This window comes from Mycobacterium sp., assembly GCF_032159775.1.
Lineage (GTDB): Bacteria > Actinomycetota > Actinomycetes > Mycobacteriales > Mycobacteriaceae > Mycobacterium.
Map to the genome: position 1 here is coordinate 27350 of NZ_JAVHWK010000067.1, position 22635 is coordinate 49984.

A 22635-nucleotide genomic window follows, 5' to 3' on the forward strand; every position below is an offset into this window, starting at 1 on the left:
CATGGTGGGCCACTTCATCGTCTGCGGCGACGACGCGCTGGGGATCCGGATCGTCGACGAATTGAACAACGCCGGAGCGCGCGTCGCCTCCGTGCAGTCGCCTGACGACTTGGCCGCCGCCGGCGTGGCCGACGCGCAGGCGGTGATCTGCGCCGACGATGACGACGACCTGAACCTCGAGATAGCGCTGTTGGCCCGGCAGGCCAATCCGACCGTGCGCGTGGTGGCCCGACTCGCCAACAGCGTCCTTCGAACCGCAGTAGCGGAGGACAACGGAGCCGGCGCAATCCTGGACGTCGCCGATCTCGCAGCGCCATCGGTCGTCGAGGCGTGCCTGGCCCGCACCACCCACACCATTTCGGCCGCAGGCGTCGACTTCGTCATCTCCGGGGCGGTCGTGCCGCGCGACGGCACACTGCGGGACATATACGGCGATCTCGCGCCGGTCGCGGTGATCCACGGCGACAAGTCGCGCAACCCGGGGGACGTGGTGGCCTGTCCCGGCCGCGATCTGCGTGTTCACCAGGGTGACTGGACCGCGATGATCGGCACCGCCGACGAGCTCGCCGCACAAGGCATTGCGATCGCGAAGCCGTTCGCCACCACTCGGCTGCATCGTTCGGCGGTTCGCCGAGCGATCGACGCGGCCCGGGCATTCCGCGAGGATCTGAATCCGATGTTCTACCGCGCACTGGCGGCATCGACAACGCTGCTGATCTGCGCGACGGTGCTGCTTCGATTCACCTACCAACGGCCGCCGGGGATGAGCTGGATCGACGCGCTGTACTTCTCGACCGAGACGATTGCCACCGTCGGATACGGCGACTTCAGTTTCATCGAGCAACCGACGTGGCTGCGGCTGTTCGGCATTCTGCTGATGTTCGCGGGTGTGACCACGACAGCGATACTCGTCGCCTTCGTGGCCGATGTGCTGCTGTCACGACGGCTGTCGTACTCGTCGGGTCGCCGGCGGGTGCGCCATCTACGCGACCACATCATCGTCGTCGGCCTTGGATCGTTCGGCATCCGAGTCGTCAGCGACCTGGTGAGCGCCGGGTACGACGTGGCGGTGATCGAACGCAACGACGACAACCGCTTCCTGTCGACGGCCGCGCAACTGAATGTGCCGGTGATCTTCGGTGACTCGACGCTTCGCGAGACGCTGGAATCGGCCCGCATCCACCAGGCCCGCGCTGTCGCGGTGCTGACCCAGGACGACATCGTCAACATCGAAACCGGCATCGTGTTGCACGAGATGCTGGGCGACCGTGACGTGCCCGTCGTTCTGCGGGTTTACGACCGTACCCTCGGGGCAGCCGTGGCTCAGCGCTTTGGCTTCGAAAAGGTCCGTTCCACAGTCGATCTCGCCGCACCGTGGTTCATCGGGGCTGCGCTCGGCCTGCAGGTGCTCGGCACTTTCTCGGTGGGGCAGCGCTCATTCATGGTGGGAGGTGTCGATGTGCAGCTGAGCAGCGACCTGGACGGCACGAAGATGGCGGACCTGTCGACCCAGACCCGCGTGATCGCCATTGCTCGACCCGGCACGCCCGTTCGGCTGCACCCGCGACGCGACACGAAGCTGATCGCCGGAGACACCGCATACCTGGTGGGTCCCTATCGCGAACTGCTGGACACCTTGGGCAAGGGACAGGTACAAGGCGCTAGGACGTGACCCCGAGTACCCGCAGCGCGTTCTCCTTGAAGATGAGCGGCAGTACCTCGGGCTTCATGTCCAGCGTCTCGAAGTCGCGCCGCCAGCGGTCCACCTCGATGTAGGGGTAGTCGGTGCCGAACAGAACCTTGGTGCTCAGCGCCCGGTTGGCCGCGCGGACCAGCTGCGGCGGGAAGTACTTCGGCGACCAGCCCGACAGGTCGACATACACATTCGCCTTGTGTGTGGCGATCGCAATCTGCGCGTCGACCCACGGCACGGCGGGGTGCGCCATCACGATCGTCAGCTGCGGGAAGTCGGCGGCGACGTCGTCGAGCAGCATCGGATCTGAATACCGCAGCTTGACACCGTGGCCGCCGGGCAGTCCCGATCCGATGCCGGTCTGGCCGGTGTGGAACAGCGCGGGCACGCCGGCATCGGCGATCGCGGAGTAAATCGGGTAGTAGGCGCGGTCGTTGGGTTGGAAGCCCTGCAGGCTGGGGTGGAACTTGAAGCCCTTCACGCCCAGCTCCACCTGCCTGTGCACACCGTGTACGGCCTGCTCGCCGGTCAGTGGGTCGACGGTGCCGAACGGGATCAGCGCGTCGTTGTTGCGCGCGGCGCCCTCGATCAGATTCTCGACGGAGTTGGGCGGATGCCCGGACACGGTTTGCGCGTCGATGGTGAACACGACAGCGGCCGTGTTGCGCTGCCGGTAGTACTCGGCCACGGCGTCGACGGTGGTCGGCTCCGAGGTCAGCTTGAAGTACTGCTTGGTGGCCGCAATCAGCTCGTCGTCGTATGCGTGGTGGCCGTGGTCGTCCGCCTCGATGTGAGCGTGGATGTCGATCGCGTCGATGGCAGCGAAATCAATGCCGTAGTCGTACTTTTGGCCGCCCGTCATGCCGGGGCGAACGTGCTCTTGAACCTGTTCAGCGACTCGCGGATATCGCCCTTGAGCGCCGCGGCGACCACCATCCCGATCGGACCGAAGAGGGCGGGACCACCGAGATGGACGTCGAACGTGACCGTCGATCCGTCACCCGCAGGCTTGACCTTTCCGATCAGCTTCACCTTGACGCCGCCGACACCTTCACCGTTGAGCGTCATCGCCTCGGGCGGCTTGAAGTGGACGATGGTCCACTTGATCCGGTTCGGCATGCCCTTCACCTCGAGGATCGACTCGACGACCGTGCCCTTTTCCAGCGTCTCGGGCAACTTGCTACGCCACACCCGGTGGATGGTCAGCCATTCCTTGTAGCGCGACAGATCGGAGGCGCATTCCCACGCCTTTTCCGGTGGTAGGGGAACGTCAACGGAGACAGAAAGTTTCGCCATGTGCCGTCAGGGTGTTTGCGGATCCGTCTTGTCGACGGCCTTCTTCGCGGCGTCCTGCACCTTGTTGACCTGGCTGGTGTACTTGCCCTGAGTTTTCTGGTCGACGACGTCGCCGGCTTTGTCGATGGCGGTTTCGACCTTGTCGGCGTTCTTCGATACGACGCCCTTGACCTTGTCTAGAAATCCCATGGGGTCACCCTACAGCGCCGTCGAATGCACGCGCGAGGACGGACAGCCCCGACGACGCCGACGGCCAGCGCCGACGGTCGTCATCGGGTGAATGTCCCCTTGCCGATGTCGTCGTAGTACTCGAGTGTCAGCTTGTTACCGTCGAACGTCGCCTTTCCGACCGATCCCGGCGGTGAGTTCTCGCTGACCCATTCGTAGGTGAAGACGTTTCCGTCCCAATTCATCAGCGGGACACTCAATTTCGTGCCCAAGTCGAGGTGCAGATTGCCGTCCTTCTCGCTGACCCGTGCCGGACCCCAGTAGTCGTTGTTGTAGGTGCCGACGTACGACGCGCGCGGCTCGGACGGAGCGGGATTCGCCGGTGGCTTCTTGCCGACGAGCGAGCCGACCGGCTCCTCCATCTGCTTGAAAGCGTTGTTGTACAGCGTGTACCAGTCCTCCCGGACCTCGCCGAACTGCACCAGGTCGGCGAACTGCGCAGTGAGCGCCTCCGGCACACCGGACGGGGTGGCATTGGTCAGGGCGACGATCGCGACGTCGGCCGACGGGATGATGACGAAGTTGGTTCCGGCGCCGAGTTCGAACGCACCTGAGTGGCTCAGCTGCGTTCGCGCCGCCGATGTGGTGCCGACGTTGAAGCCGAAGCCGTAGAAACCGCTGCGCATCGCGGGCTCGCTCGGCGGGCTCGACACAATCTGCGGAGTCAGCGCGGGCAGCAGGGCTTTCGCGTCGACGATCTGCTTACCCCCGTAGCTGCCGTCGGCCAGCATCAGCGCCAGCCAGTGCGTCAGGTCGTTGACCGACGAGCTCACGCCACCCGCCGGGGACTGCGGTTGCGGATCGCGCACGTAGAGCGTTTCGTATTTGCCGTCTATATGGATGTGGCCGAGCGCGCGGTTCTTCCGTGCTTCGAAGTCGGAGAAGCGATAGCTCGTGGAGGTCATACCGAGCGGCTTCAGTAAGACGTCATCGGCGAGGTCCTCCCAGGGCTTGCGCGCGTTGACAGCGACCGCTTCGGCTCCCGATGTCAAGCCGAAGTTTGTGTAGGCGTAGGAGATTCGGAAGGGGTCGAGCGGCTGATCGCGCAGCCGATCGAGCACGTAGCGGCGGTCGTAACCGAGGTCCTCGACTTCATCGCCTGCGTGGTCGGGCAACCCGGAGCGGTGCGAGAACATGTCGCCGACGGTGACCATCTTGGTGGTGGTGGGATCCGACAGCGCGAACCACGGCAGCCTCGACGCTATTGGCGTATCCCAGCCGATCGCGTTGGCGCCCACTTGCTGAGCCGCCACGGTCGAGGAGATCGACTTGGACAGCGACGCCAGCTGAAACACCGTGTCGGAGTCGACCTTGTCACCCGTCTTGATGTCCTTGACCCCGAAGCCCTTGGCGTAGACGGCTTTTCCGCCGTGTACCACAGCGACGGCCATTCCCGGGATGCCCGACTTCTTCATCAGATCATCGGCGAGGCCGTCGATCTTGGCAACCGCATTCTCGATCGCGTTGTCCGGCAACGGCATGGCGGGTACCAACGGCGGCGGAACTTCCGAGAGAGTCGGCTCGGTCCTTTGCGCCGACGGGTTGGCCTGTTCGGCGGGTCCGGAATCGCAGGCGGCGAGCAGCGCTACCACCGCCGCGATGGCGACGAACGAGGCACATGCGGTGCTGGCTCTGATCACAGCCAGTACGCTAGCCGGTTATCGCCGCCACCACGGGTTGAATGTCGATGGCGCGTTGGGCGCCATGGGATCGACCCGCTCGCCCGGGCGCGGCACCACCACCTCGACGCCCGCCGGATCGGCTGCGGCAAGCAGCCGCTCGATGGGCTCGGCCCAGGGGTGCGGCGCAAGCCGGAACGTCGCCCAGTGGATCGGCAGCAGAAGTCCCTTACCGGCTTCGGCGATGTCGAGGTGGGCCCGCACGGCTTCTTCGGGGTTCATGTGGATGTCCGGCCACGCCGGGTGGTAGGCACCGACCGGTAGCACCGAGAGATCGAATGGCCCGTGATCCATGCCGATCTCGGCGAAACTCTTCGTGTAGCCGGTGTCACCGCCGAAGAACGCGCGGTGGCGCGGACCGATGATCACCCAGGACGCCCACAGCGTCGTGTTGCGAGTGAGCAGCCGTCCGGAGAAGTGCCGGGCCGGGGTGCACACCAGCGTCAGATCACCGATTCGATGGCTCTCGTGCCAGTCGAGCTCGACGATGCGGCTGTCGGGAATTCGCCACTTGCGCAGGTGCGCACCAACTCCCAGTGGCACCACGAACGGCGCACGCTGGCTGTGTGCCAACCCGACGATCGTGTCCATGTCCAGGTGGTCGTAATGGTCGTGGCTGATGAGCACCGCATCCAATGCGGGCAGCGCCTCCAGCGGCACCGGCGCCTCGTGCATCCGCTCGGGGCCGACCGCCTGCGACGGCGAGCAGCGCCTGCTCCATATCGGATCGGTCAGCACCCGGTAGCCGTCGACCTCGATCAGCGCCGAAGAGTGCCCGTACCAACTCGCCGCGAGGTCCAGCGACGCGGTGTCCACCTTTGCCTGCACTGCCAGCGGGATCGGTGTGGGCGGCCGCCTGGCGTCCCGCGAGCCGATCAGTTCCCGGATGAGCAGGCTGCGCTGCTCACTGTCGAGGTTCATCGTCGCGGCAGGCTCGACGTTGACGAACACGCCGTCCCGATAGTTGGGCGATCGCCGGGCGACCGGCCAGATTTCATCGGGCCGCGCACCGACGGCCCTCGGAGAGCCCTGCAGCGCCCGCAGCACCCAGCCGCTTGCCGCGACGGTGGCCGTCCCGACGGCGAATCGCAGCGCGGCGCCCAACATGTGCGGTCAGGCTCCCTTGAAGTTCGGCGGCCGTTTCTCGATGCGGGCGACCTGCGCTTCGATGACGTCCTGGCTGGCCCAGGCTTTGTCGAACATCTGCTGATGCTCGGGCCGCGGATCCTCGTAGGCGCCGTCGTCGTTGAGGACCCGCTTGGCGTGTTGCAGCGCCAGCGGAGCGAAACCGGCGATCTCGGCGGCCCAGGCCTGCGCATCCGCCAATGTTCCGATCCGGTTGGCCAGCCCGGTCTGCAGCGCGACGTCGGACGTGAGCCGCTCGGCGCCGAACAGCATTCCCCTGGCCCGCCCGGCTCCGACGAGTGAGGTCAACCGTCGGATACTCCAATTGTCCAGCGCCAAACCGTATTTCGCGACGGGGAACTGAAAGTACGCCTCGGGTGCGACAACGCGCAGATCGCAGATCAACGACAGGATGACCCCGGCCCCGATCGTCGGTCCGTTGATCGCGCCGATGACCGGTACCGGCGCCTGGTCGATCGCGAGATTCAGCGCCTTGGCCTTGTCGGGCAGTTCCTCGGCGACGCCCGCGGCGTCGGTGAGGTCGGCACCCGAGCTGAAAACGTGGCCCTCGCCGGTAAGCACGATTGCTCGGACATCCTCGGCGGCAGCCTTCTCGACCGCTTCGCGCAGCCCGTCGACGAGTTCGCCGTTCAGGGCGTTGCGGCGCTCGGCGCGTTGCATCTCCAGGGTCATCACGTGGCCGTCGCGGGTCACACCAATCATTCCTCCACCCTATTAGGGTCGTCCTGTGAGCCGTATCGGTGCCCTTGAGCTGCGGGACGCCGTGCTGGACGAGGAATCCTTCATCAGCTGGGACGCGGCGCCCGTGCCGGTGGCGATGAGTGACGAATATCGCAGCGAGCTGGCGGCGGCGGAGGCCGCGACCGGCCTGGATGAGTCGGTTATCACCGGAGAGGGCCGAGTGTTCGGCCGGCGGGTCGCGGTGGTGGCGTGCGAATTCGACTTCCTCGCCGGCTCGATCGGGGTGGCGGCGGCCGAGCGGATCACCGTGGCCGTCCAGCGGGCAACCGCCGAGCGTTTGCCGTTGCTGGCGTCACCGAGCTCGGGCGGCACCCGCATGCAGGAAGGCACGGTTGCTTTTCTGCAGATGGTGAAGATCGCCGCGGCCGTCGAGCTGCACAAGCGTGCGCACCTGCCCTACCTCGTCTACCTGCGGCACCCCACCACCGGCGGAGTGTTCGCGTCGTGGGGGTCGCTGGGGCACATCACCGTCGCAGAGCCCGGCGCGCTGATCGGGTTTCTCGGTCCGCGCGTCTACGAGCATCTGTACGGCGAGCCATTCCCGCCGGGTATCCAGACCGCGGAGAACCTACAACGCCACGGTGTCATCGACGCCGTCATCCCGCTCGGCCGCCTGCGCAGCGTGCTGGACCGCGCCATGAGAGTCGTCGCCGACGCGCCCGAGGCACCTCCTCCCGCACCGCCGCCGGAGCCGTTGCCCGATGTGCCTGCCTGGGAGTCGGTGGAGGCCTCGCGGCGGCCGGACCGGCCGGGTGTCGCCCAGCTGCTGCGCGACGGCGCAACCGACTGGGCGCTTCTGTCAGGGACCGATTTCGGCGAGGGCGCCACGACGCTGCTTGCGCTGGCCCGGTTCGGGGGCCAACCCGCGATCGTGCTCGGTCAGAAGCGCGTCGTCGGCGGGCCCCGCACGCGAGGAGGAGAGGAGGGTTCGGTCGGGCCCATCGCGCTACGGGAGGCGCGTCGCGGCATGGGGCTGGCTGCCGGGTTGAAGCTGCCGCTGGTGCTGGTGATCGACACGGCCGGACCGGCGCTGTCGGCCGAGGCGGAGCAGGGTGGTTTGGCCGGCGAGATCGCGCGGTGTCTGGCCGAGCTCGTCACCGTGGATACGCCGACGGTGTCGGTGTTGCTTGGGCAGGGCAGCGGCGGACCTGCGCTTGCGATGGTGCCCGCGGACCGGGTGCTTGCGGCGTTGCACGGTTGGCTTGCGCCATTGCCGCCGGAAGGTGCCAGCGCGATTGTCTACCGGGATGTCGACCATGCCCCGGAACTTGCTGCTGCACAGGGAATTCGGTCGGTCGACCTGCTGCGTGACGGGATCGTCGACGTCGTGGTGCCCGAACACCAGGATGCCGCCGACGAACCGGTCGAGTTCACAAAGCGGCTGTCGGCCACCATCGCCTACGAGCTGCACCGGCTACGGGCGATCCCCGACGGGGAGCGCTTGAACGCGCGGCTGGCCCGCTACCGCCGCATCGGCCTACCTCCGTCTTAGCCGCCGAGTTCGGAGACGGTCGTGTCCAGAATCGCCGCCTGCTCCTCTATCAGCCGGTCTGACAGGTCCGCGCCGCCGATCCGCTGTAGGAGATCGTCTCGCGAAACCACCTGCAGCGCTCCCCGATACGCGTCGGAGTCAGATTCACCTTGCGAGATGACCTCGGCTCTGCCCTCGATCAGCACGAGGACTGCGTCAGGGCTTTCGTCCTCGAGAAGTTGCCGCACATTGTCGGGCGAGATCGTCATGATTTGCCCCTCCCGGTCTGTTGTTGCAGACGGTCGATCAGCTCGGACGCCTGCGCCTTGGTCAGGTCGTCCGGGACTTCTTCGCCGGCTTCCTGCGCGAGCGTGCTCAAGTAACTGCGTTGCGGACCGGTCATCGGCTCGTCGCCGGTGACCCAATCCGACCTGTCCTTCTCAGGATTTCCTTGCGGTGCGCCCGCGTCCTCACTCATGCCGGTCTTATGCCCACTCGAGCACCGCTTTAAGCCACGGTCACCGGGGACTATTCCGGCCTGCCGACCGCTCTCGCGTTGCCACGGGTGCGATAGCAGAGGACCCCGACGGCGATCAGCACCTCGATCATCGACAACAGGGTCGCCACGGTCATGACCACCGATTGCGGCACAACTGCATTCACATCCACGTGCGTGACGTGATGCGCTCCGGACATCGGCAGGTGCACGGCGACCATGACCGCGATCAACACGGCGAACGCGGCGTTACCGGCGTGACGGAGCATGACCGCGTGCAGGCCCGCTGAACTCGCGGCGAGAACGGCGGCGGTGCGGCGCGCGACCACAGCGGCGGACACCCTGGTCATTGTGGTTCATCAGTCGATGTAGCGCTGCACGGTCGGCCCGAGCCACGACACGACCTCCTCGCGCGACATCTCGACGACGGGTGGCAGCTTCAGCACATAGCGGCACAGCGCCAGCCCCAGCATCTGCGTCGCGACCAACCCGGCCCTGCGTAGTGGCTCCTTGGAGTTGGCTTCCGCAATCACCGGCAGTAGTTGCGTCGCGAAGATGGCCTGCATCCGCTGAGCCGCATCGGCATTGGTTGTGCTCGACCGCAGCAGCACGACCATGATTTCGTCGCGCTCCCACCGGTCCACGAAGTGCTTCACCAGGCGCGCTCCCACCTGATCGTTGTCGACTCCGGAAAGATCCGGGATCGCCAGATCGAAGTCCGCCGCGGCCGCGAACAGTTGGTCCTTGTTGCCGAAGTAGCGCATCACCATCGACGGGTCGATGTTGGCGTCTGCGGCGATGGCCCTGATGGTGGCTCGTTCGAAGCCGGATTCGGCGAATCGCTCGCGGGCGGCGGCCAGGATCACCGCCTTCGTTTCGGCCGCGGATCTACGCATGCCAACAAGTGTATGCCAACATCTGTTGACTTTCTCCCGTCGACGGAACATAGTTATGCCAACAAGCGTTGGCATAGACACGCTGGAGAGAGGAAAAGGATCATGAACAGCACATATGACACCGAGGTCCTGGTCGTAGGGGCGGGCCCCAGCGGGCTCACCCTGGCCGCGTCGCTGGTCCAGCGGGGTGTCGCAACCATCGTCGTCGATCGGCAGGCCGCGGGGGCGAACACGTCGCGCGCCGCGGTCGTCAACGCCCGCAGCCTCGAGGTGCTCGAAGGCCTCGACGTGTCGCGGCGGTTGGTCAAGGAAGGCATCGAGGCACCCCGGTTCAGCATCCGCGACGGCGCGCGCACCCTCATCCCGATCGACTTCGGCTCGTTGCCGACCGAATACGCGTACTCGTTGATGGTGCCGCAGTCGACGACCGAGCGGGTGCTCCTCGACCGGCTGGTCGAACTGGGCGGCTCCGTCGTCCGGCCGAAGGTACTCACCGCAATCGATCAGGACGCCGACGGCGTCACCGCCACGTTCGATGACGGCGGCGTCATCCGGGCGCGGTACGTGGTCGGGGCCGACGGTCTGCACAGCACGGTGCGTGAGCAGGCAGGCATCGGGTTCGAGGGCGGCGCGTACGAGGAGTCGTTCATCCTCGCCGACGTACGTCTCGCCGGTGACGTACCGGCCGACGAGGTGATCCTGTACTGGGCGACCGCGGGCCTGACGGTCGTGGCGCCCCTGCCCGGGGACATCTTCCGCATCGTCGCCCCCGTTGCTGACGCACCCGAAACCCCTTCTGCGGCATACGTTCAAGACATCCTGGACACCCGGGGTACCGGCAAGGGTCACATCACCGTCACGGAGGTCATCTGGGGCTCTCGCTTCCGTATCCACCATCGCGTCGCCGACTCGTTCCGCGCCGGACGGCTGCTACTGGCAGGCGATGCGGCGCACGTGCACAGTCCGGCAGGCGGACAGGGCATGAACCTCGGCCTCCAGGACGCCGTCGCCCTGAGCGAAGCCCTTGCCGCGGTGCTGGCCGGTGGTCCCGACTCGTTGCTCGACGAGTACAGCGCCGCGCGGCGCCCGATCGCGCGCTCAGTCGTGTCCATCACCGACCGCATGACACGGCTGGCGACACTGCCTCGCATCCTGCGCCCGCTGCGCAACGTCGCGTTCAGCGTCGTCGGTCGGATCCCCGCGGCGAACCGCGCGCTGGCCTGGCGGCTGAGCGGGCTCGTCTACCGCTGAGCCGGGCACCGATAGCATCTCCACGGGAGGACACCGTGGGGACTATCGAGGCCGACTACCTGGTCATCGGAGCGGGCGCGACCGCGATGGCGTTCGTCGACACCCTCGTCAGCGAGACGTCCGCGACCGTCGTTGTCGTGGACCGCAACCATCGGCCGGGCGGACACTGGACCACCGCCTACCCCTTCGTGCGGCTGCACCAGCCGTCGGCCTACTACGGCGTGAATTCGCGGCCGCTCGGCAACGACACCATCGACGCCACCGGATTGAACAAGGGCTTCTACGAGTTGGCCGCGGGCGCGGAGGTCTGCTCCTATTTCGGCGCGGTCATGCAGCAACAGCTTTTATCGACGGGGCGTGTCTCGTATTTCCCGATGAGCGAGTACCTCGGCGACGGCCGGTTCCGCACGTCCGGAGGGGACGACATTCTGGTCGCCGCACGCCGGCGGATCGTCGACACGACATTCGTGGGCATCACCGTGCCGTCGATGCGGCCTCCGCCGTACGACGTCGCACCCGGCGTCGACTGTGTACCGCCGAATGACCTGCCCGCCTTTCCGTCTCGCGACAGCTACGTCGTGGTCGGCGCGGGCAAGACGGCCATGGACACCTGCCTGTGGCTGCTCCGTCACGGCGTCGGCCCGGAGCGGCTGACGTGGATCAAGCCCCGCGACTCCTGGCTGCTGAACCGCGCCAACGTCCAACCCGGTGCACAGTTCGCCAAGCGGGTGCTGGCCGACGTGTCGGCGCAACTGAAGTCGGTGCAACAAGCCGAATCCGTCGACGACCTGTTCGCCAGGCTCTCTGCCGCCGGATCCCTGATGCGGATCGACGACTCGATCGAACCGCAGATGTATCGCTGCGCGATCGTGTCGGATGCCGAACTCGAGCAGCTGCGCCGGATCGACAACGTGGTGCGAATGGGACACGTGAAGGCCATCGAACCGGGCCGTGTGGCGCTCGACGGAGGCTGGCTGCAGCCCGCGGACTCGGTGCTCTACATCGACTGCACCGCAGTCGGTCTCGGCCGCGGCGACGTGACCGACGTGTTCGCAGGCGATCGCATCACCCTGCAGACCGTGCGCACCTGTCAGCCGGTCTTCAGCGCGGCGCTCATCGCGCACGTCGAAGTGGCCTACGGTGACGACGACACCAGAAACGCCTTGTGTCGACCGATTCCCAACCCCGAGGTACCACTGGACTGGCTGCGAATGATGCTGACGTACAACGGGAATCAGATTCGATGGTTCGACGAACCCGACATGATGGCCTGGCTGGACTCCGCTCGGCTCAACATCCTCAGCCATGCGAGGGCGACGGTCAGCCCACGGGCGAGGGAGAAGATCATCGGCGTCATGCGGTCTCAGCTCCGCAACACCAACGACAAGCTCGAGAAGCTGCTCGAGCGTTGAGATCCGACTTCTGTCCAGCCGTCAGGCCAGGGACTGGACCCACGCCTGGTGCAGGGCCGCATACCGACCGTCGCTGCGGTGGATCAGTTCATCCGGCGGGCCGTCCTCGACGATGCGGCCGTGCTCGAGCACCAGCACCCGGTCGGCGACCTCGACAGTCGAAAGCCGGTGCGCGATAACAAGAGCGGTGCGATCGGACAATACCGTCTCCAGCGCCCGCTGCACCATCCGCTCGCTCGGAATGTCCAGTGACGATGTCGCCTCGTCGAGAATCAGTACCGCGGGATCGGCCAGGAAGGCCCTGGCGAACGCGACAAGCTGACGTTGACCCGCAGACAGCCGGCCACCGCGCTTGGCGACGTCGGTGTCGTAGCCCTCCGGTAGCGCGCCGATGAACCGGTCAGCGCCAACGGCCTCGGCCGCCGCGCGCACCTCGTCGTCGGTCGCATCGGGGCGGCCGAACCGGATGTTGTCGGCGACGGTCCCGTCGAACATGAAGTTCTCCTGCGTGACCATCACCACGTGGCGACGCAGCTCGCTCTGGGACACGTCGCGAAGGTCGACGCCGTCGAGGGTCACCGAACCAGACTTCGGATCGTAGAACCGTGCGATGAGTTTGGCGATGGTCGTCTTGCCCGCACCGGTGGTACCGACGAGCGCAACTGTCTGCCCCGCCGGAACGGTCAGGTTCAGATCCGGAAGCACCGGGCGGTCGGGCACATACGAGAAGTGCACGTCGTCGAACGCGACATCGCCGCGCACCGACGTCAGCTTCACCGGGTTCGCCGGATCCTTGATGCCCGGGCGCTCAGCCAGCACGCCCGCCAGCTTCTCCAGTGCGGACGTCGCCGACTGAAAGGTGTTGAAGAACTGCGAGATCTCCTGCATCGGTTCGAAGAACATGCGCAGATACAGAAGGAACGCGGTGAGGGTGCCGATCGTCATCTGGCCGTGCAACACCCGGTAGCCGCCGTAGAGCAGCACCACGCCGGTGGTCAGGTTGCCGACCAGCTTGACCCCGGGCATGAAGACGGCCAGCAGCTTCATCGTCTTCTCGTTGATGTCGCGGTACCGGTCGGCCAGCCCTTCGAAGATCTCCTGATTGCGGGGTTCCCGCCGGTAAGCCTGGACGGCCTTGATGCCCGTCATCGTCTCGACGAACTGCACGATCACCAGCGCGGCGCTCTCGCGGACCTCGCGGTAGGTCTTCGCGGACTCGCTGCTGAACCACCACACCAGACCGACGAGTATCGGAAACGCGGCCAGACACATCAGCCCGAGTCGCACGTCGAGCACCACAAGCAGAATCGAGGTGCCGACGAGGGTGAGCACCGCGGTGATCAGGCTGTCGAAGCCGGTCTCCAGCATCTCCTCGATCGCGTCGACGTCGTTGGTGGACCGGCTCACGACCCGGCCCGACGTGTAGCGCTCGTGGAATGCGATGTCGAGCCGCTGGAAGTGACGAAACACCCGGCGCCGCAGTTCGAGTAGTACCTTCTGACCGATTCGGCCTGAGCGGTGCAGGAAGAACATCCGGCTGACCGCCTGGACCAACACGACTCCGCAGAGCGCGCCCACGATAACCAGCAGCGCACGCGATGAACCGCCGTCCAGGATCGGCGGGATCCCGTGGTCGATACCGCGCTGCACGAGGATCGGAACCGAAAGGCGGGCAACGTTTTCCACGACGACGACGATGGCCAGCAGGGCGACGATCTTCCGGTACGGCCTCAGCAGAGACCCGAGCAGCGCCCGCGCCTCCCGTCTGCGCGGCCGTTGCTCGTCGGGCGGAAGCTCATCGACCTGTCCTCCTTCGAAACGGCCGCGCCATCCTTCCGTTTCGTCGGTCACCTCTTCGACAGGGCGGTTGTCTGTCGCCGTCATCGGCCCTCGGCCTCCGTGGTCACGAACCGACGGCCATCTCTGTCGAAGGGTCCGCGCGACCTGTTCAAGGCGTCCTGCTCCTCGCGGTCCTGCAGCATCCGTTTGCGGTCTTCGTCCTCCTGCCACGTGCAGCTACGTTCGGCGTCGTCACATTCGTCGTCGGCGGCCAACAGATAGCGATATTGCGGCACGCTGGCCAGCAGTTGGGCATGCGTTCCGACGTGGGTGATGGTGCCGTGGTCGAGCAGGGCGACCCGGTCGGCGAGCAGTACCGTCGATGCGCGGTGCGCGACCACGATGCCGGTGACCGCGTGCAGCACCCGGCGCAGCGCCTCCTCGACGACGGCCTCGGTGTGCACGTCGAGCGCGGAGAGCGTGTCGTCGAGCACCAAGATCTTCGGTGTGGCCAGGATCGCGCGGGCCAGCGAAAGCCGCTGTCGTTGACCGCCGGACAGGCTCATTCCCTGTTCGCCGATCCGGGTGTCGAGGCCGAACGGCAGATCGTAGACGAATTGTGCGGCGGCGACATCGACCGCCTGTGCGAGCTCGTCGGCGGTTGCGTACGGCCTGCCCAGCCGGAGGTTTTCGGCGACCGACATCGAGAACAGCGTCGGATCCTCGAACGCGGTGGCGATCGTCTGCCGCAGCGCCGACAACGACAGCTCGCGAATGTCGCGGCCGTCGATGCGGATCGCGCCCTCGGTGACGTCGTACAGGCGCGACAACAGTGCGGCGAGCACCGATTTGCCCGACCCCGTCGAGCCGACGAGGGCGACCGTCTCGCCGGGTTCGACGACCAGATCGACGTGCCGCAGCGCCCAGTCATCGTCGGCTGCGTCCGGGAACCGAAAGCCGACGTCGTCGAGCTCGAGCCGACCACCCTGCGGTGTCTCGGCGGATGGGCCGTCGGCGATTTCCTTTGGCGCATCGAAGATCTCGGCGATCCGGTTCGCGGCGGTGAACGACTCCTGCATCATCGACAGCAGGAAGCCAAGCGATGCGATGGGCCAGACCAGCGACAGCATCATGGTGATGAAGGCGACCAGCGTGCCCATGGTGACGTACTGGTGGCCCGCGGCGTAAGCGCCGAGACCGAGCACGATGATCAGCGTCAGGTTCGGGATGACTTCCAGAAGCGTCCAGAACTTCGCCGATACGGACACACGGCGCACCTGGGTGTCGTAGAGATCGGTGAGCTGCCGGTCGAACCTGTCGTAGGCGTAGCGCTCGCGGCCGAAGGACTTGATCACCCGGACGCCGAGCGCGGACTCCTCGACGTGGGTGGCGACATGGCCGGACTGGTCCTGCGCGAGCCGCGACAGACGAGTGTTCTCCCGCTGGAAGTGCAGCACCGTCAAGGTGACGGGCACGATCGACACCACCACGACGACACCCAGCGGCCAGTACATCGCCAGCAGGATGCCGGTGACCACGATGATCTGCAGAGTGTTGAGCAGCAGGAAGACCATGCCGAAAGACATGAAACGGCGAATCGAGCTCAGGTCGTTCATGATTCGCGACAGCAGCTGCCCCGACTGCCAGCGTCCGTGGAACGACATCGGAAGGATCTGCAGACGCGCGTACAGGTCCTTGCGGATATCCGCCTCGACGCCCATCGTGGCGCGCGACATCAGCCAGCGCCGCAGGAACCACAGCACGGCCTCGGTGAAGCCGACGCCGATCGCGGCGAGCCCGAGGACCCACAGCCCACGCTGATCCTGATGTCGCACCGGGCCGTCGATGACGGCCTTGGTCATCAACGGGATCGAGACGGTGGCCACCAGGCTGACGATCGCCACGGTGAGCATGGCGGTCCAGCGCACCCGATAGGGAAAGATGTAGGGCAGCAGCCGCCACAGATCCGATCCGGTGCGCGGCGTGGCGGGTGGTGGTCCGATCGCCGGGGGGCCCCGCGGCGTATCCACGTTCAGTTCAGTCAAAGTAATTCCAATTATCCGCCAAGCGGCAACTCATTAACGGGTGGTCTGAAGACTGTCACGCGGCTACGACATCCTCGGCGTCCGCCTGCTTGCCGAACTGGGTCTCATACAGCTCGGCGTAGCGGCCGCCACGGGCGAGCAGCGCCTCGTGGTTTCCGCGTTCGACGATGCGGCCGTCCTCGACGACGAGGATCGTGTCGGCCGCGCGCACCGTGGACAGACGGTGGGCGATCACGATGGAGGTCCGCCCCGCCAGCGCCTCGCCGAGCGCCTGCTGCACGGCCGCCTCCGACTGGGAGTCCAGCGACGCGGTGGCCTCGTCGAGCACCACGACGCGGGACCGCCCGAGCAGCAGGCGTGCGATGGTCAGTCGCTGGCGTTGGCCGCCGGACAGCCGGTAGCCGCGCTCGCCGACGACGGTCTCCAGACCGTCGGGCATCTCGCCGACGACATCGGCGAGCCGCGCCCGTCCCAGCGCCTCCCAGAGCTCCTCGTCGGTCGCTTCCGGCGCCGCCAACCGCAGATTCGATGCGATCGATTCATGGAACAGGTGACCGTCCTGGGTCACCATGCCGACCGTCTCCTTCAACGACGCGAACGTCACGTTACGCACGTCGGCACCGTTGAGCCGCACCGCTCCGGAATCGACGTCGTAGAGCCGGGCCATCAACGAGGCGATCGTCGACTTCCCCGCCCCCGAGGAGCCAACCAGCGCCACCATCTCGCCCGGCTCGGCGGCGAACGAAATACCGTGCAGCACTTCGTCTCCCCCTCGGTCATCCAAGACCGCGACATCTTCGAGGGAGGCCAGCGAAACCTTGTCCGCCGACGGGTAGGAGAACCGCACGTCGACGAACTGCACCGACACAGGCCCGTCAGGCACCGGCACGGCCTCAGGCTTCTCCTGGATCAGCGGTACGAGGTCGAGGACCTCGAAGACGCGCTCGAAGCTGACCAGCGCGGTGGCGATTTCGACATGCGCGTTGGCCAGCGCCGTCAACGGCGAGTACAGCCGGGTGAGGAGCAGCGCCAACGCGACGATCGCGCCCGTCTGCAGGTGGCCGCCGATGGCCAGCACGCCTCCGAGCCCGTACACAAGCGCCAGTGCGAGCGCGGACATCAGCGTCAGCGAGTTCATGAACACCGACTGCAGCATCGCGGTGCGCACCCCGATCTCACGGACGCGCCCGGCCCGCACCTCGAACTCGCGCGATTCGGTCGCCGGGCTGCCGAAGAGCTTGACCAAGGTCGCGCCCGGGGCCGAAAAGCGTTCGATCATCTGGGTGTTCATCGTCGCGTTGTGGATGGCGGCCTCGCGGGACAGCCGCGCCATGGTCCGTCCTATCCGCCGGGCCGGCAGCAGGAACAGCGGCATCAACACCAGGGAGAGCACCGTCACCTGCCACGAGATCCGGAGCATGACCACCAGCGTCAAACTCAGCGTGACGATGTTGGTGATGACGCCCGAGAAGGTGTCCGAGAAGGCGCGCTGCGCGCCGTTCACGTCGTTGCCGATTCTGCTGACAAGGGCGCCGGTGCGGGTACGGGTGAAGAACGCGATCGGCATCCGCTGCACGTGATCGAAGACCGCGGTGCGCAGGTCGAGTATCAGCCCCTCGCCGATGGTCGACGACAGCCACCGGGACACCAGGGACACCCCTGCTTCGGCCACTGCGACCGCGGCGATCACCGCGGCCAACGCCACAACGACGCCCAGCGCGCCCTTGCCGATTTCGTCGACGACCCTGCCCGCCAGCAATGGGGTGGCCAGCCCGAGCAATGCACTGACCACGCTGACCGCGACGAACACGCCGAGCCTGCGGTGGTGGCGTGCCGCGAAGCGCCAGATCCGGCCAAGCAGCCTGCGATCGACCAGCGACCGCAGGTCGCCGCCCTTGGCGTGCGCCTGCCGGTACAGGGATTGCCGCGCTACTGATTCAAAGCTCATAGAGTCACCGTAAAACCTCAACAATGGATGAGGTCAACGACTTCCCGAGCGGTCGAAAAGCTAAACCCGCTGATCCACCTGGGCGAGGTCCGCCTCGATGTCGGCGACCCAGGCCGTGTCGATCCGCCACGGCTGCTCCACGTCGACATGCTTGTCCAGGTCCCACAGGACGCATCGCTCGCCGGGGCGCGCGACCATCGACCACGCGATGACCGTCCGGCGAAGTTGCTCGTGCATCGGGTCGGCGGCAGCACGGGCGTTCTCCGGGGCGCCGCCTTCGGGGTGGTGATGCAGGAACTGGGGGCCTTGTCGCCGCCTTTCTCGTGGCCGGTATCACGGCGATCGTTGTCATGAACTGGTTCCGCGAACGGCACCGCCGTCGCAAGTGGGCGTCCGGGAAGCTTGCCAAGGGGGCGTCTGCGGGTGGAGCGACCGCGGCCGGCGGCCTCGCTGCGGGAAACTGTGGCGCCGGGTGCGGTGCGGGTGGCGGATCTGATGGCAGTGGCTGTGGGGGCGGCGGTGGATGCGGCGGCGGCTGCGGAGGTGGCTGCGGTGGTGGCTGAACGCGTCGGTATTCACCCGATCGGAGCCAAGCCGTGACGTCGCGGTGATGGGACCGCAGCAAAGGTGATAGCAAGGGCCTCTCGCGCCTATCCCATTCACAGTGGCCGATCAGGCAAGATGGCGGACATGGACAGTGCCGCAGTTCCGCCCCGGGTGCTCGTGGTCGACGACGACGACGACGTGCTCGCGTCGCTGGAACGCGGCCTGCGGCTGTCCGGTTTCGATGTTTCGACAGCCAAGGACGGCGCCGAAGCACTACGAAGTGCCACCGAGACCAGGCCCGATGCCATCGTGCTGGACATCAACATGCCGATACTCGACGGCGTCAGCGTCGTCACCGCACTGCGGGCCATGGACAACGACGTGCCGGTCTGTGTGCTGTCGGCCCGCAGCTCCGTCGACGACCGGGTCGCTGGGCTGGAGGCGGGCGCCGACGACTACCTGGTCAAGCCGTTCGTGCTGGCCGAATTGGTGGCGCGGGTGAAGGCGCTGCTTCGGCGGAGGGGCGCCACCGCGACGTTCTCGTCGGAGACCATCTCCGTCGGTCCACTCGAGGTCGACATCCCCGGCCGCCGTGCCCGCGTCAACGGCGTCGACGTCGACCTGACCAAGCGCGAGTTCGATCTGCTCGCCGTGCTCGCCGAACACAAGACTGCCGTGCTGTCCCGGGCCCAGCTGTTGGAACTGGTCTGGGGCTATGACTTCGCCGCCGACACCAACGTGGTTGACGTGTTCATCGGCTACCTTCGTCGGAAGTTGGAGGCCGGCGGTGCGCCGCGGCTTCTGCACACGGTCCGCGGCGTGGGGTTCGTACTGCGTCAGCAGTGATCAGATGGCCCCGCTGTCCCGGTTCTTCACCCGAACACCTTCGCTGCGCACGCGCGTAGCGTTTGCGACAGCCATCGCCGCTGCGATCGTCGTCGGCATCGTGGGAACGGTCGTCTGGGTCGGCATCACCAACGACCGCAAGGAGCGCCTCGACCGCAGGCTCGACGAAGCGGCCGGTTTCGCGATTCCGTTCCTGCCGCGTGGGCTCGACGAGATCCCGAAATCGCCCAACGACCAGGACGCCGTCATCACCGTCCGCAACGGTGACCAGGTCACGTCGAACTCGAACGTCGTCCTTCCGCAGATGCCCGCCGGCTACGCGGATACCTACGTCGACGGCGTGCGCTACCGAGTCCGCACCGTCGACATCCGTATCCCCGAGCCGATGGCGGTCGCCGTCGGAGCCACCTATGACGCCACCATCGCCGACACGAACAACCTGCATCGCCGCGTCCTGATCATCTGTCTGTTCGCCATCGGCGCCGCCACGTTCGCCGGGTGGCTGCTCGCCGCGTTCGCGGTCCGGCCGCTGAAACGTCTGGCCCAGCAGACTCGCCAGATCGACGCAGGCGATGAAGCACCAGACGTGGAGGTGCGCGGCGCCTCCGAAGCGGTCGAGATTGCCGAGGCGGTCAAGGGCATGCTGCAACGCATCTGGACCGAGCAGGGCAACACCAAGGCGGCGCTGGCGTCGGCGCGCGACTTCTCGGCGGTCTCGGCGCACGAGCTTCGCACCCCGCTGACCGCGATGCGCACCAACCTCGAGGTGCTGGCCACCCTGGACCTTCCCGACGAACAACGCAAGGAAGTCATCAACGACGTCATCCGGACCCAGTCGCGCGTCGAGGAAACCCTCGGCGCGCTGGAACGCCTTGCGCAGGGCGAATTGTCGACCTCCGACGACCACGTCCCGGTCGACATCACCGAGTTGCTCGACCGCGCCGCACACGACGCGATGCGCGTCTATCCCGACCTGGACGTTTCGCTGGTGCCCGCGCCGACCGTGATCATCGTCGGCCTGCCCGCCGGCCTCCGGTTGGCAGTGGACAACGCGATCGCCAACGCGGTCAAACACGGCGGTGCGAGTCGGGTCCAGCTGTCGGCCGTCAGTTCCCGGGCGGGCGTGGAGATCGCCATCGACGACGACGGTGTCGGCATCCCCGAAGACGAACGCGACGTCGTGTTCGAACGCTTCGCCCGCGGGTCGACGGCATCGGTCTCCGGCTCGGGGCTTGGCCTGGCGCTGGTTGCCCAGCAGGCCGAATTGCACAGTGGCACAGCGACGTTGCACTCCAGCCCGTTGGGTGGCGTGCGGCTGTTGTTGCGGCTGCCGGGGCCGCGCTGAGTTCGCCGCCGCTTAGTTAGCGAACATCCAAGAGGTCGATGACGAAAATCAAGGTCTTGCCGGACAATCGGTGACCGCCACCGGCAGCTCCGTATGCCTGCTGGGGTGGGATGACGAGTCGGCGGCGTCCGCCCACCCGCATGCCTGGGATGCCGTCCTGCCAACCCTGGATCAGTCCCCGCAGCGGGAATTCGATGGACTCACCGCGATTCCAGGAGCTGTCGAACTCTTCACCGGTGTCGAACTCGACGCCGACATAGTGCACAGTCACCGTCCCGCCCGGCACCGCCTCTGCGCCGTCGCCGACCACCACATCGTCGATGACCAACTCTGTCGGTGCTGGACCATCGGGAAATTCCACCTCGGGTTTCGTCGCCACGGAGGGCTACGTTACGCGCCAATCGCGTTAAGTCCGATCGCCTCAACGGGCACACTGGAGGCGTGGCATCTGACAACAACCCCCTGGCCCATATCCACGACCTCGTCGAAGAGGAGCGCGAACTTCGCGCCCGCCTGCAAAACCACGAGATCAGCCCGGAAGAGGAACATGCGCGGCTGCGCGCGCTAGAAGTCGAGCTGGACCAGTGCTGGGACCTGCTGCGGCAGCGTCGGGCACTGCGGGAGACCGGCGGCGACCCACGTGAGGCCCAGCTGCGCCCGCCGGACGAGGTCGAAGGCTACCTCGGTTGATCATCGATCCGCAGACCGACGTCGTGATCGTCGGCGGTGGGCACAACGCTCTGGTGGCCGCCGGCTATCTGGCCCGTGCCGGCCGACGGGTGCGGATCCTCGAGAAGCTCGATCATGTCGGCGGTGCGGCGGTATCCGCACATGCCTTCGAGGGAATCGATGCCCGCCTCTCCCGCTACTCATATCTGGTGAGTCTGCTGCCGAAGCGCATCATCGACGATCTCGGCGTGCGGGTACGGCTGGCGCGGCGCCGGTACTCCTCCTACACACCCGACCCGGCGACCGGGGGTGAGACCGGCCTTCTGATCGGACCGAACCCCACGTTCGCAGCCGTCGGCGCACAGAGCGATGCCGGACCCTTCGCGGAGTTCTACCAGCGCGCCCGAGTCGTCACCTCCCGGCTGTGGCTGACGATGACTTCGCCACTGTTGACGCGAGACGACGCATTCAAGCTTGTTCTCTCCGGAGGCGACCCTGACGCCGAAGAAACGTGGCAGGCCCTGATCGATCGGCCAATCGGGCACGCGATCACCGAAACGGTGAGCAACGACCTGGTCCGCGGCGTGATGGCCACCGACGCGTTGATCGGGACCTTCGCACGGCTCGATGACCCATCGCTGGAGCAGAACATCTGCTTCCTCTACCACCTGCTCGGCGGCGGAACCGGCGATTGGGACGTCCCGATTGGCGGCATGGGAGCGGTCAGCGGAGCACTGGCCGCCGCCGCAGCCGGCTTTGGTGCCGAAATAACCACCACCGCAGAGGTTTACGCGATCGACCCGGACGGCGAGGTGCGCTACGAGCTCGACGGCGAACAGCATCGGGTGGCGGCAGACCACATTCTCGCCGGTGTGACGCCGACGGTGCTGGCCGAGCTGATCGGCGATCCGCGACCGACGTCGGCTCCGGGAGCGCAGGTCAAGGTCAACCTGCTGCTGCGGCGACTGCCACGGCTGCGCGACGAAACCGTCACGGCTGAACAGGCTTTCGGGGGTACCTTCCACATCAACGAGAACTACAGCCAGCTCGACGCCGCCTACGACCGCGCGGCCGGCGGCTCCATTCCGGACCCGCTGCCGTGCGAGATCTACTGTCACTCGCTGACCGATCCCACCATTCTGTCCGAT

24 protein-coding genes are annotated in these 22635 nt (G+C 66.5%); 9 read left to right on the forward strand and 15 right to left on the reverse strand.

The window, feature by feature from the left end; translation table 11 throughout:
• Position 1 precedes the first annotated feature (1 nt).
• Positions 2-1672, forward strand: a complete 1671-nt coding sequence (locus tag QOJ24_RS07160; RefSeq protein ID WP_526260288.1) for an NAD-binding protein — start codon at positions 2-4, stop codon at positions 1670-1672.
• Here the strand turns inward: QOJ24_RS07160 and QOJ24_RS07165 are convergent.
• From QOJ24_RS07165 to QOJ24_RS07190, 6 genes are all read right to left on the reverse strand, one after another.
• On the reverse strand, positions 1662-2555 hold the full coding sequence (locus tag QOJ24_RS07165; RefSeq protein ID WP_526260289.1) for an amidohydrolase family protein: 894 nt from the start codon (positions 2553-2555) through the stop codon (positions 1662-1664). The two genes, QOJ24_RS07160 and QOJ24_RS07165, sit on opposite strands and share 11 nt — an antisense overlap.
• Positions 2552-2989: a type II toxin-antitoxin system Rv0910 family toxin gene (locus tag QOJ24_RS07170; RefSeq protein WP_526260290.1), complete on the reverse strand. Its 438-nt coding sequence runs from the start codon at positions 2987-2989 to the stop codon at positions 2552-2554. The genes QOJ24_RS07165 and QOJ24_RS07170 overlap by 4 nt, the downstream gene beginning before the upstream one ends.
• 6 nt (positions 2990-2995) lie before the next feature.
• Positions 2996-3178, reverse strand: a complete 183-nt coding sequence (locus QOJ24_RS07175; protein ID WP_526260291.1) for an Rv0909 family putative TA system antitoxin — start codon at positions 3176-3178, stop codon at positions 2996-2998.
• Between the two features lie 80 nt (positions 3179-3258).
• Positions 3259-4857, reverse strand: coding sequence for a serine hydrolase domain-containing protein (locus tag QOJ24_RS07180; protein WP_526260292.1), 1599 nt, complete (start codon positions 4855-4857; stop codon positions 3259-3261).
• Between the two features lie 18 nt (positions 4858-4875).
• On the reverse strand, positions 4876-6003 hold the full coding sequence (locus tag QOJ24_RS07185; RefSeq protein ID WP_526260293.1) for an MBL fold metallo-hydrolase: 1128 nt from the start codon (positions 6001-6003) through the stop codon (positions 4876-4878).
• A gap of 6 nt (positions 6004-6009) precedes the next feature.
• Positions 6010-6744: an enoyl-CoA hydratase gene (locus QOJ24_RS07190; protein WP_526260294.1), complete on the reverse strand. Its 735-nt coding sequence runs from the start codon at positions 6742-6744 to the stop codon at positions 6010-6012.
• A gap of 25 nt (positions 6745-6769) precedes the next feature.
• On the opposite strand from QOJ24_RS07190, the gene QOJ24_RS07195 reads away from it, so the two are divergent.
• Positions 6770-8275 carry a carboxyl transferase domain-containing protein gene (locus tag QOJ24_RS07195; protein ID WP_526260295.1) on the forward strand — a complete coding sequence of 502 codons (1506 nt, stop codon included), beginning with the start codon at positions 6770-6772 and terminating at the stop codon, positions 8273-8275.
• On the opposite strand, the gene QOJ24_RS07200 is transcribed toward QOJ24_RS07195, so the two are convergent.
• The 4 genes from QOJ24_RS07200 to QOJ24_RS07215 are packed head-to-tail and all read right to left on the reverse strand — an operon-like array spanning position 8272 to position 9646.
• A complete protein-coding gene (locus QOJ24_RS07200; protein ID WP_526260296.1) occupies positions 8272-8523 on the reverse strand; it encodes a hypothetical protein in 252 nt (83 codons plus the stop codon). The two genes, QOJ24_RS07195 and QOJ24_RS07200, sit on opposite strands and share 4 nt — an antisense overlap.
• On the reverse strand, positions 8520-8732 hold the full coding sequence (locus tag QOJ24_RS07205) for a DUF3072 domain-containing protein (RefSeq protein WP_526260297.1): 213 nt from the start codon (positions 8730-8732) through the stop codon (positions 8520-8522). Before QOJ24_RS07205 ends, QOJ24_RS07200 begins: the two co-directional genes overlap by 4 nt.
• Positions 8733-8782: 50 nt before the next feature.
• Positions 8783-9091, reverse strand: a complete 309-nt coding sequence (locus QOJ24_RS07210) for a hypothetical protein (protein WP_526260298.1) — start codon at positions 9089-9091, stop codon at positions 8783-8785.
• A gap of 18 nt (positions 9092-9109) precedes the next feature.
• Positions 9110-9646, reverse strand: coding sequence for a TetR/AcrR family transcriptional regulator (locus QOJ24_RS07215; RefSeq protein ID WP_526260299.1), 537 nt, complete (start codon positions 9644-9646; stop codon positions 9110-9112).
• A gap of 102 nt (positions 9647-9748) precedes the next feature.
• Between QOJ24_RS07215 and QOJ24_RS07220 the strand changes: the two genes are divergently transcribed.
• Complete coding sequence (locus QOJ24_RS07220; RefSeq protein WP_526260300.1) at positions 9749-10897, forward strand: FAD-dependent oxidoreductase; 1149 nt, start codon at positions 9749-9751, stop codon at positions 10895-10897.
• A gap of 35 nt (positions 10898-10932) precedes the next feature.
• On the forward strand, positions 10933-12309 hold the full coding sequence (locus tag QOJ24_RS07225; RefSeq protein ID WP_526260301.1) for an NAD(P)-binding protein: 1377 nt from the start codon (positions 10933-10935) through the stop codon (positions 12307-12309).
• A 21-nt stretch (positions 12310-12330) separates the two neighbouring features.
• Here QOJ24_RS07225 and QOJ24_RS07230 read toward each other — a convergent pair whose 3' ends face one another.
• The 4 genes from QOJ24_RS07230 to QOJ24_RS07245 form a co-directional block, all read right to left on the reverse strand.
• Positions 12331-14193, reverse strand: coding sequence for an ABC transporter ATP-binding protein (locus QOJ24_RS07230; protein WP_526260302.1), 1863 nt, complete (start codon positions 14191-14193; stop codon positions 12331-12333).
• Complete coding sequence (locus QOJ24_RS07235; RefSeq protein ID WP_526260303.1) at positions 14190-16118, reverse strand: ABC transporter ATP-binding protein; 1929 nt, start codon at positions 16116-16118, stop codon at positions 14190-14192. Before QOJ24_RS07235 ends, QOJ24_RS07230 begins: the two co-directional genes overlap by 4 nt.
• 70 nt (positions 16119-16188) lie before the next feature.
• Positions 16189-18081, reverse strand: coding sequence for an ABC transporter ATP-binding protein (locus tag QOJ24_RS07240; RefSeq protein WP_526260304.1), 1893 nt, complete (start codon positions 18079-18081; stop codon positions 16189-16191).
• Positions 18082-18141: 60 nt separating this feature from the next.
• A complete protein-coding gene (locus QOJ24_RS07245; protein WP_526260305.1) occupies positions 18142-18318 on the reverse strand; it encodes a hypothetical protein in 177 nt (58 codons plus the stop codon).
• 186 nt (positions 18319-18504) lie between these two features.
• On the opposite strand from QOJ24_RS07245, the gene QOJ24_RS07250 reads away from it, so the two are divergent.
• The 3 genes from QOJ24_RS07250 to QOJ24_RS07260 all read left to right on the forward strand — a co-directional run bounded on the left by QOJ24_RS07250 (position 18505) and on the right by QOJ24_RS07260 (position 20818).
• A complete protein-coding gene (locus tag QOJ24_RS07250) occupies positions 18505-18681 on the forward strand; it encodes a hypothetical protein (protein ID WP_526260306.1) in 177 nt (58 codons plus the stop codon).
• An 81-nt stretch (positions 18682-18762) separates the two neighbouring features.
• The gene (locus QOJ24_RS07255) at positions 18763-19473 is read left to right on the forward strand and encodes a response regulator transcription factor (protein WP_526260307.1); all 711 of its coding nucleotides are present in this window, start codon (positions 18763-18765) and stop codon (positions 19471-19473) included.
• Positions 19474-19477: 4 nt separating this feature from the next.
• Positions 19478-20818, forward strand: a complete 1341-nt coding sequence (locus QOJ24_RS07260) for a sensor histidine kinase (RefSeq protein WP_526260308.1) — start codon at positions 19478-19480, stop codon at positions 20816-20818.
• Between the two features lie 16 nt (positions 20819-20834).
• Here QOJ24_RS07260 and QOJ24_RS07265 read toward each other — a convergent pair whose 3' ends face one another.
• Positions 20835-21197, reverse strand: a complete 363-nt coding sequence (locus QOJ24_RS07265; RefSeq protein ID WP_526260309.1) for an FKBP-type peptidyl-prolyl cis-trans isomerase — start codon at positions 21195-21197, stop codon at positions 20835-20837.
• Between the two features lie 62 nt (positions 21198-21259).
• On the opposite strand from QOJ24_RS07265, the gene QOJ24_RS07270 reads away from it, so the two are divergent.
• Complete coding sequence (locus tag QOJ24_RS07270; protein ID WP_526260310.1) at positions 21260-21508, forward strand: DUF2630 family protein; 249 nt, start codon at positions 21260-21262, stop codon at positions 21506-21508.
• A partial coding sequence (locus QOJ24_RS07275; protein ID WP_526260315.1) for a phytoene desaturase family protein occupies positions 21508-22635 on the forward strand: 1128 nt, incomplete at its 3' end. The genes QOJ24_RS07270 and QOJ24_RS07275, both read left to right, overlap by 1 nt.

Excerpts from the sequence above, each read along its gene's own strand:
- QOJ24_RS07160 (WP_526260288.1), top strand. The coding sequence starts at position 2 with ATGGTGGGCCACTTCATCGTCTGCGGCGACGACGCGCTGGGGATCCGG.
- QOJ24_RS07165 (WP_526260289.1), bottom strand. The coding sequence starts at position 2,555 with ATGACGGGCGGCCAAAAGTACGACTACGGCATTGATTTCGCTGCCATC.
- QOJ24_RS07170 (WP_526260290.1), bottom strand. The coding sequence starts at position 2,989 with ATGGCGAAACTTTCTGTCTCCGTTGACGTTCCCCTACCACCGGAAAAG.
- QOJ24_RS07175 (WP_526260291.1), bottom strand. The coding sequence starts at position 3,178 with ATGGGATTTCTAGACAAGGTCAAGGGCGTCGTATCGAAGAACGCCGAC.
- QOJ24_RS07185 (WP_526260293.1), bottom strand. The coding sequence starts at position 6,003 with ATGTTGGGCGCCGCGCTGCGATTCGCCGTCGGGACGGCCACCGTCGCG.
- QOJ24_RS07190 (WP_526260294.1), bottom strand. The coding sequence starts at position 6,744 with ATGATTGGTGTGACCCGCGACGGCCACGTGATGACCCTGGAGATGCAA.
- QOJ24_RS07200 (WP_526260296.1), bottom strand. The coding sequence starts at position 8,523 with ATGACGATCTCGCCCGACAATGTGCGGCAACTTCTCGAGGACGAAAGC.
- QOJ24_RS07205 (WP_526260297.1), bottom strand. The coding sequence starts at position 8,732 with ATGAGTGAGGACGCGGGCGCACCGCAAGGAAATCCTGAGAAGGACAGG.
- QOJ24_RS07215 (WP_526260299.1), bottom strand. The coding sequence starts at position 9,646 with ATGCGTAGATCCGCGGCCGAAACGAAGGCGGTGATCCTGGCCGCCGCC.
- QOJ24_RS07220 (WP_526260300.1), top strand. The coding sequence starts at position 9,749 with ATGAACAGCACATATGACACCGAGGTCCTGGTCGTAGGGGCGGGCCCC.
- QOJ24_RS07230 (WP_526260302.1), bottom strand. The coding sequence starts at position 14,193 with ATGACGGCGACAGACAACCGCCCTGTCGAAGAGGTGACCGACGAAACG.
- QOJ24_RS07240 (WP_526260304.1), bottom strand. The coding sequence starts at position 18,081 with ATGAGCTTTGAATCAGTAGCGCGGCAATCCCTGTACCGGCAGGCGCAC.
- QOJ24_RS07245 (WP_526260305.1), bottom strand. The coding sequence starts at position 18,318 with ATGCACGAGCAACTTCGCCGGACGGTCATCGCGTGGTCGATGGTCGCG.
- QOJ24_RS07255 (WP_526260307.1), top strand. The coding sequence starts at position 18,763 with ATGGCGGACATGGACAGTGCCGCAGTTCCGCCCCGGGTGCTCGTGGTC.
- QOJ24_RS07260 (WP_526260308.1), top strand. The coding sequence starts at position 19,478 with ATGGCCCCGCTGTCCCGGTTCTTCACCCGAACACCTTCGCTGCGCACG.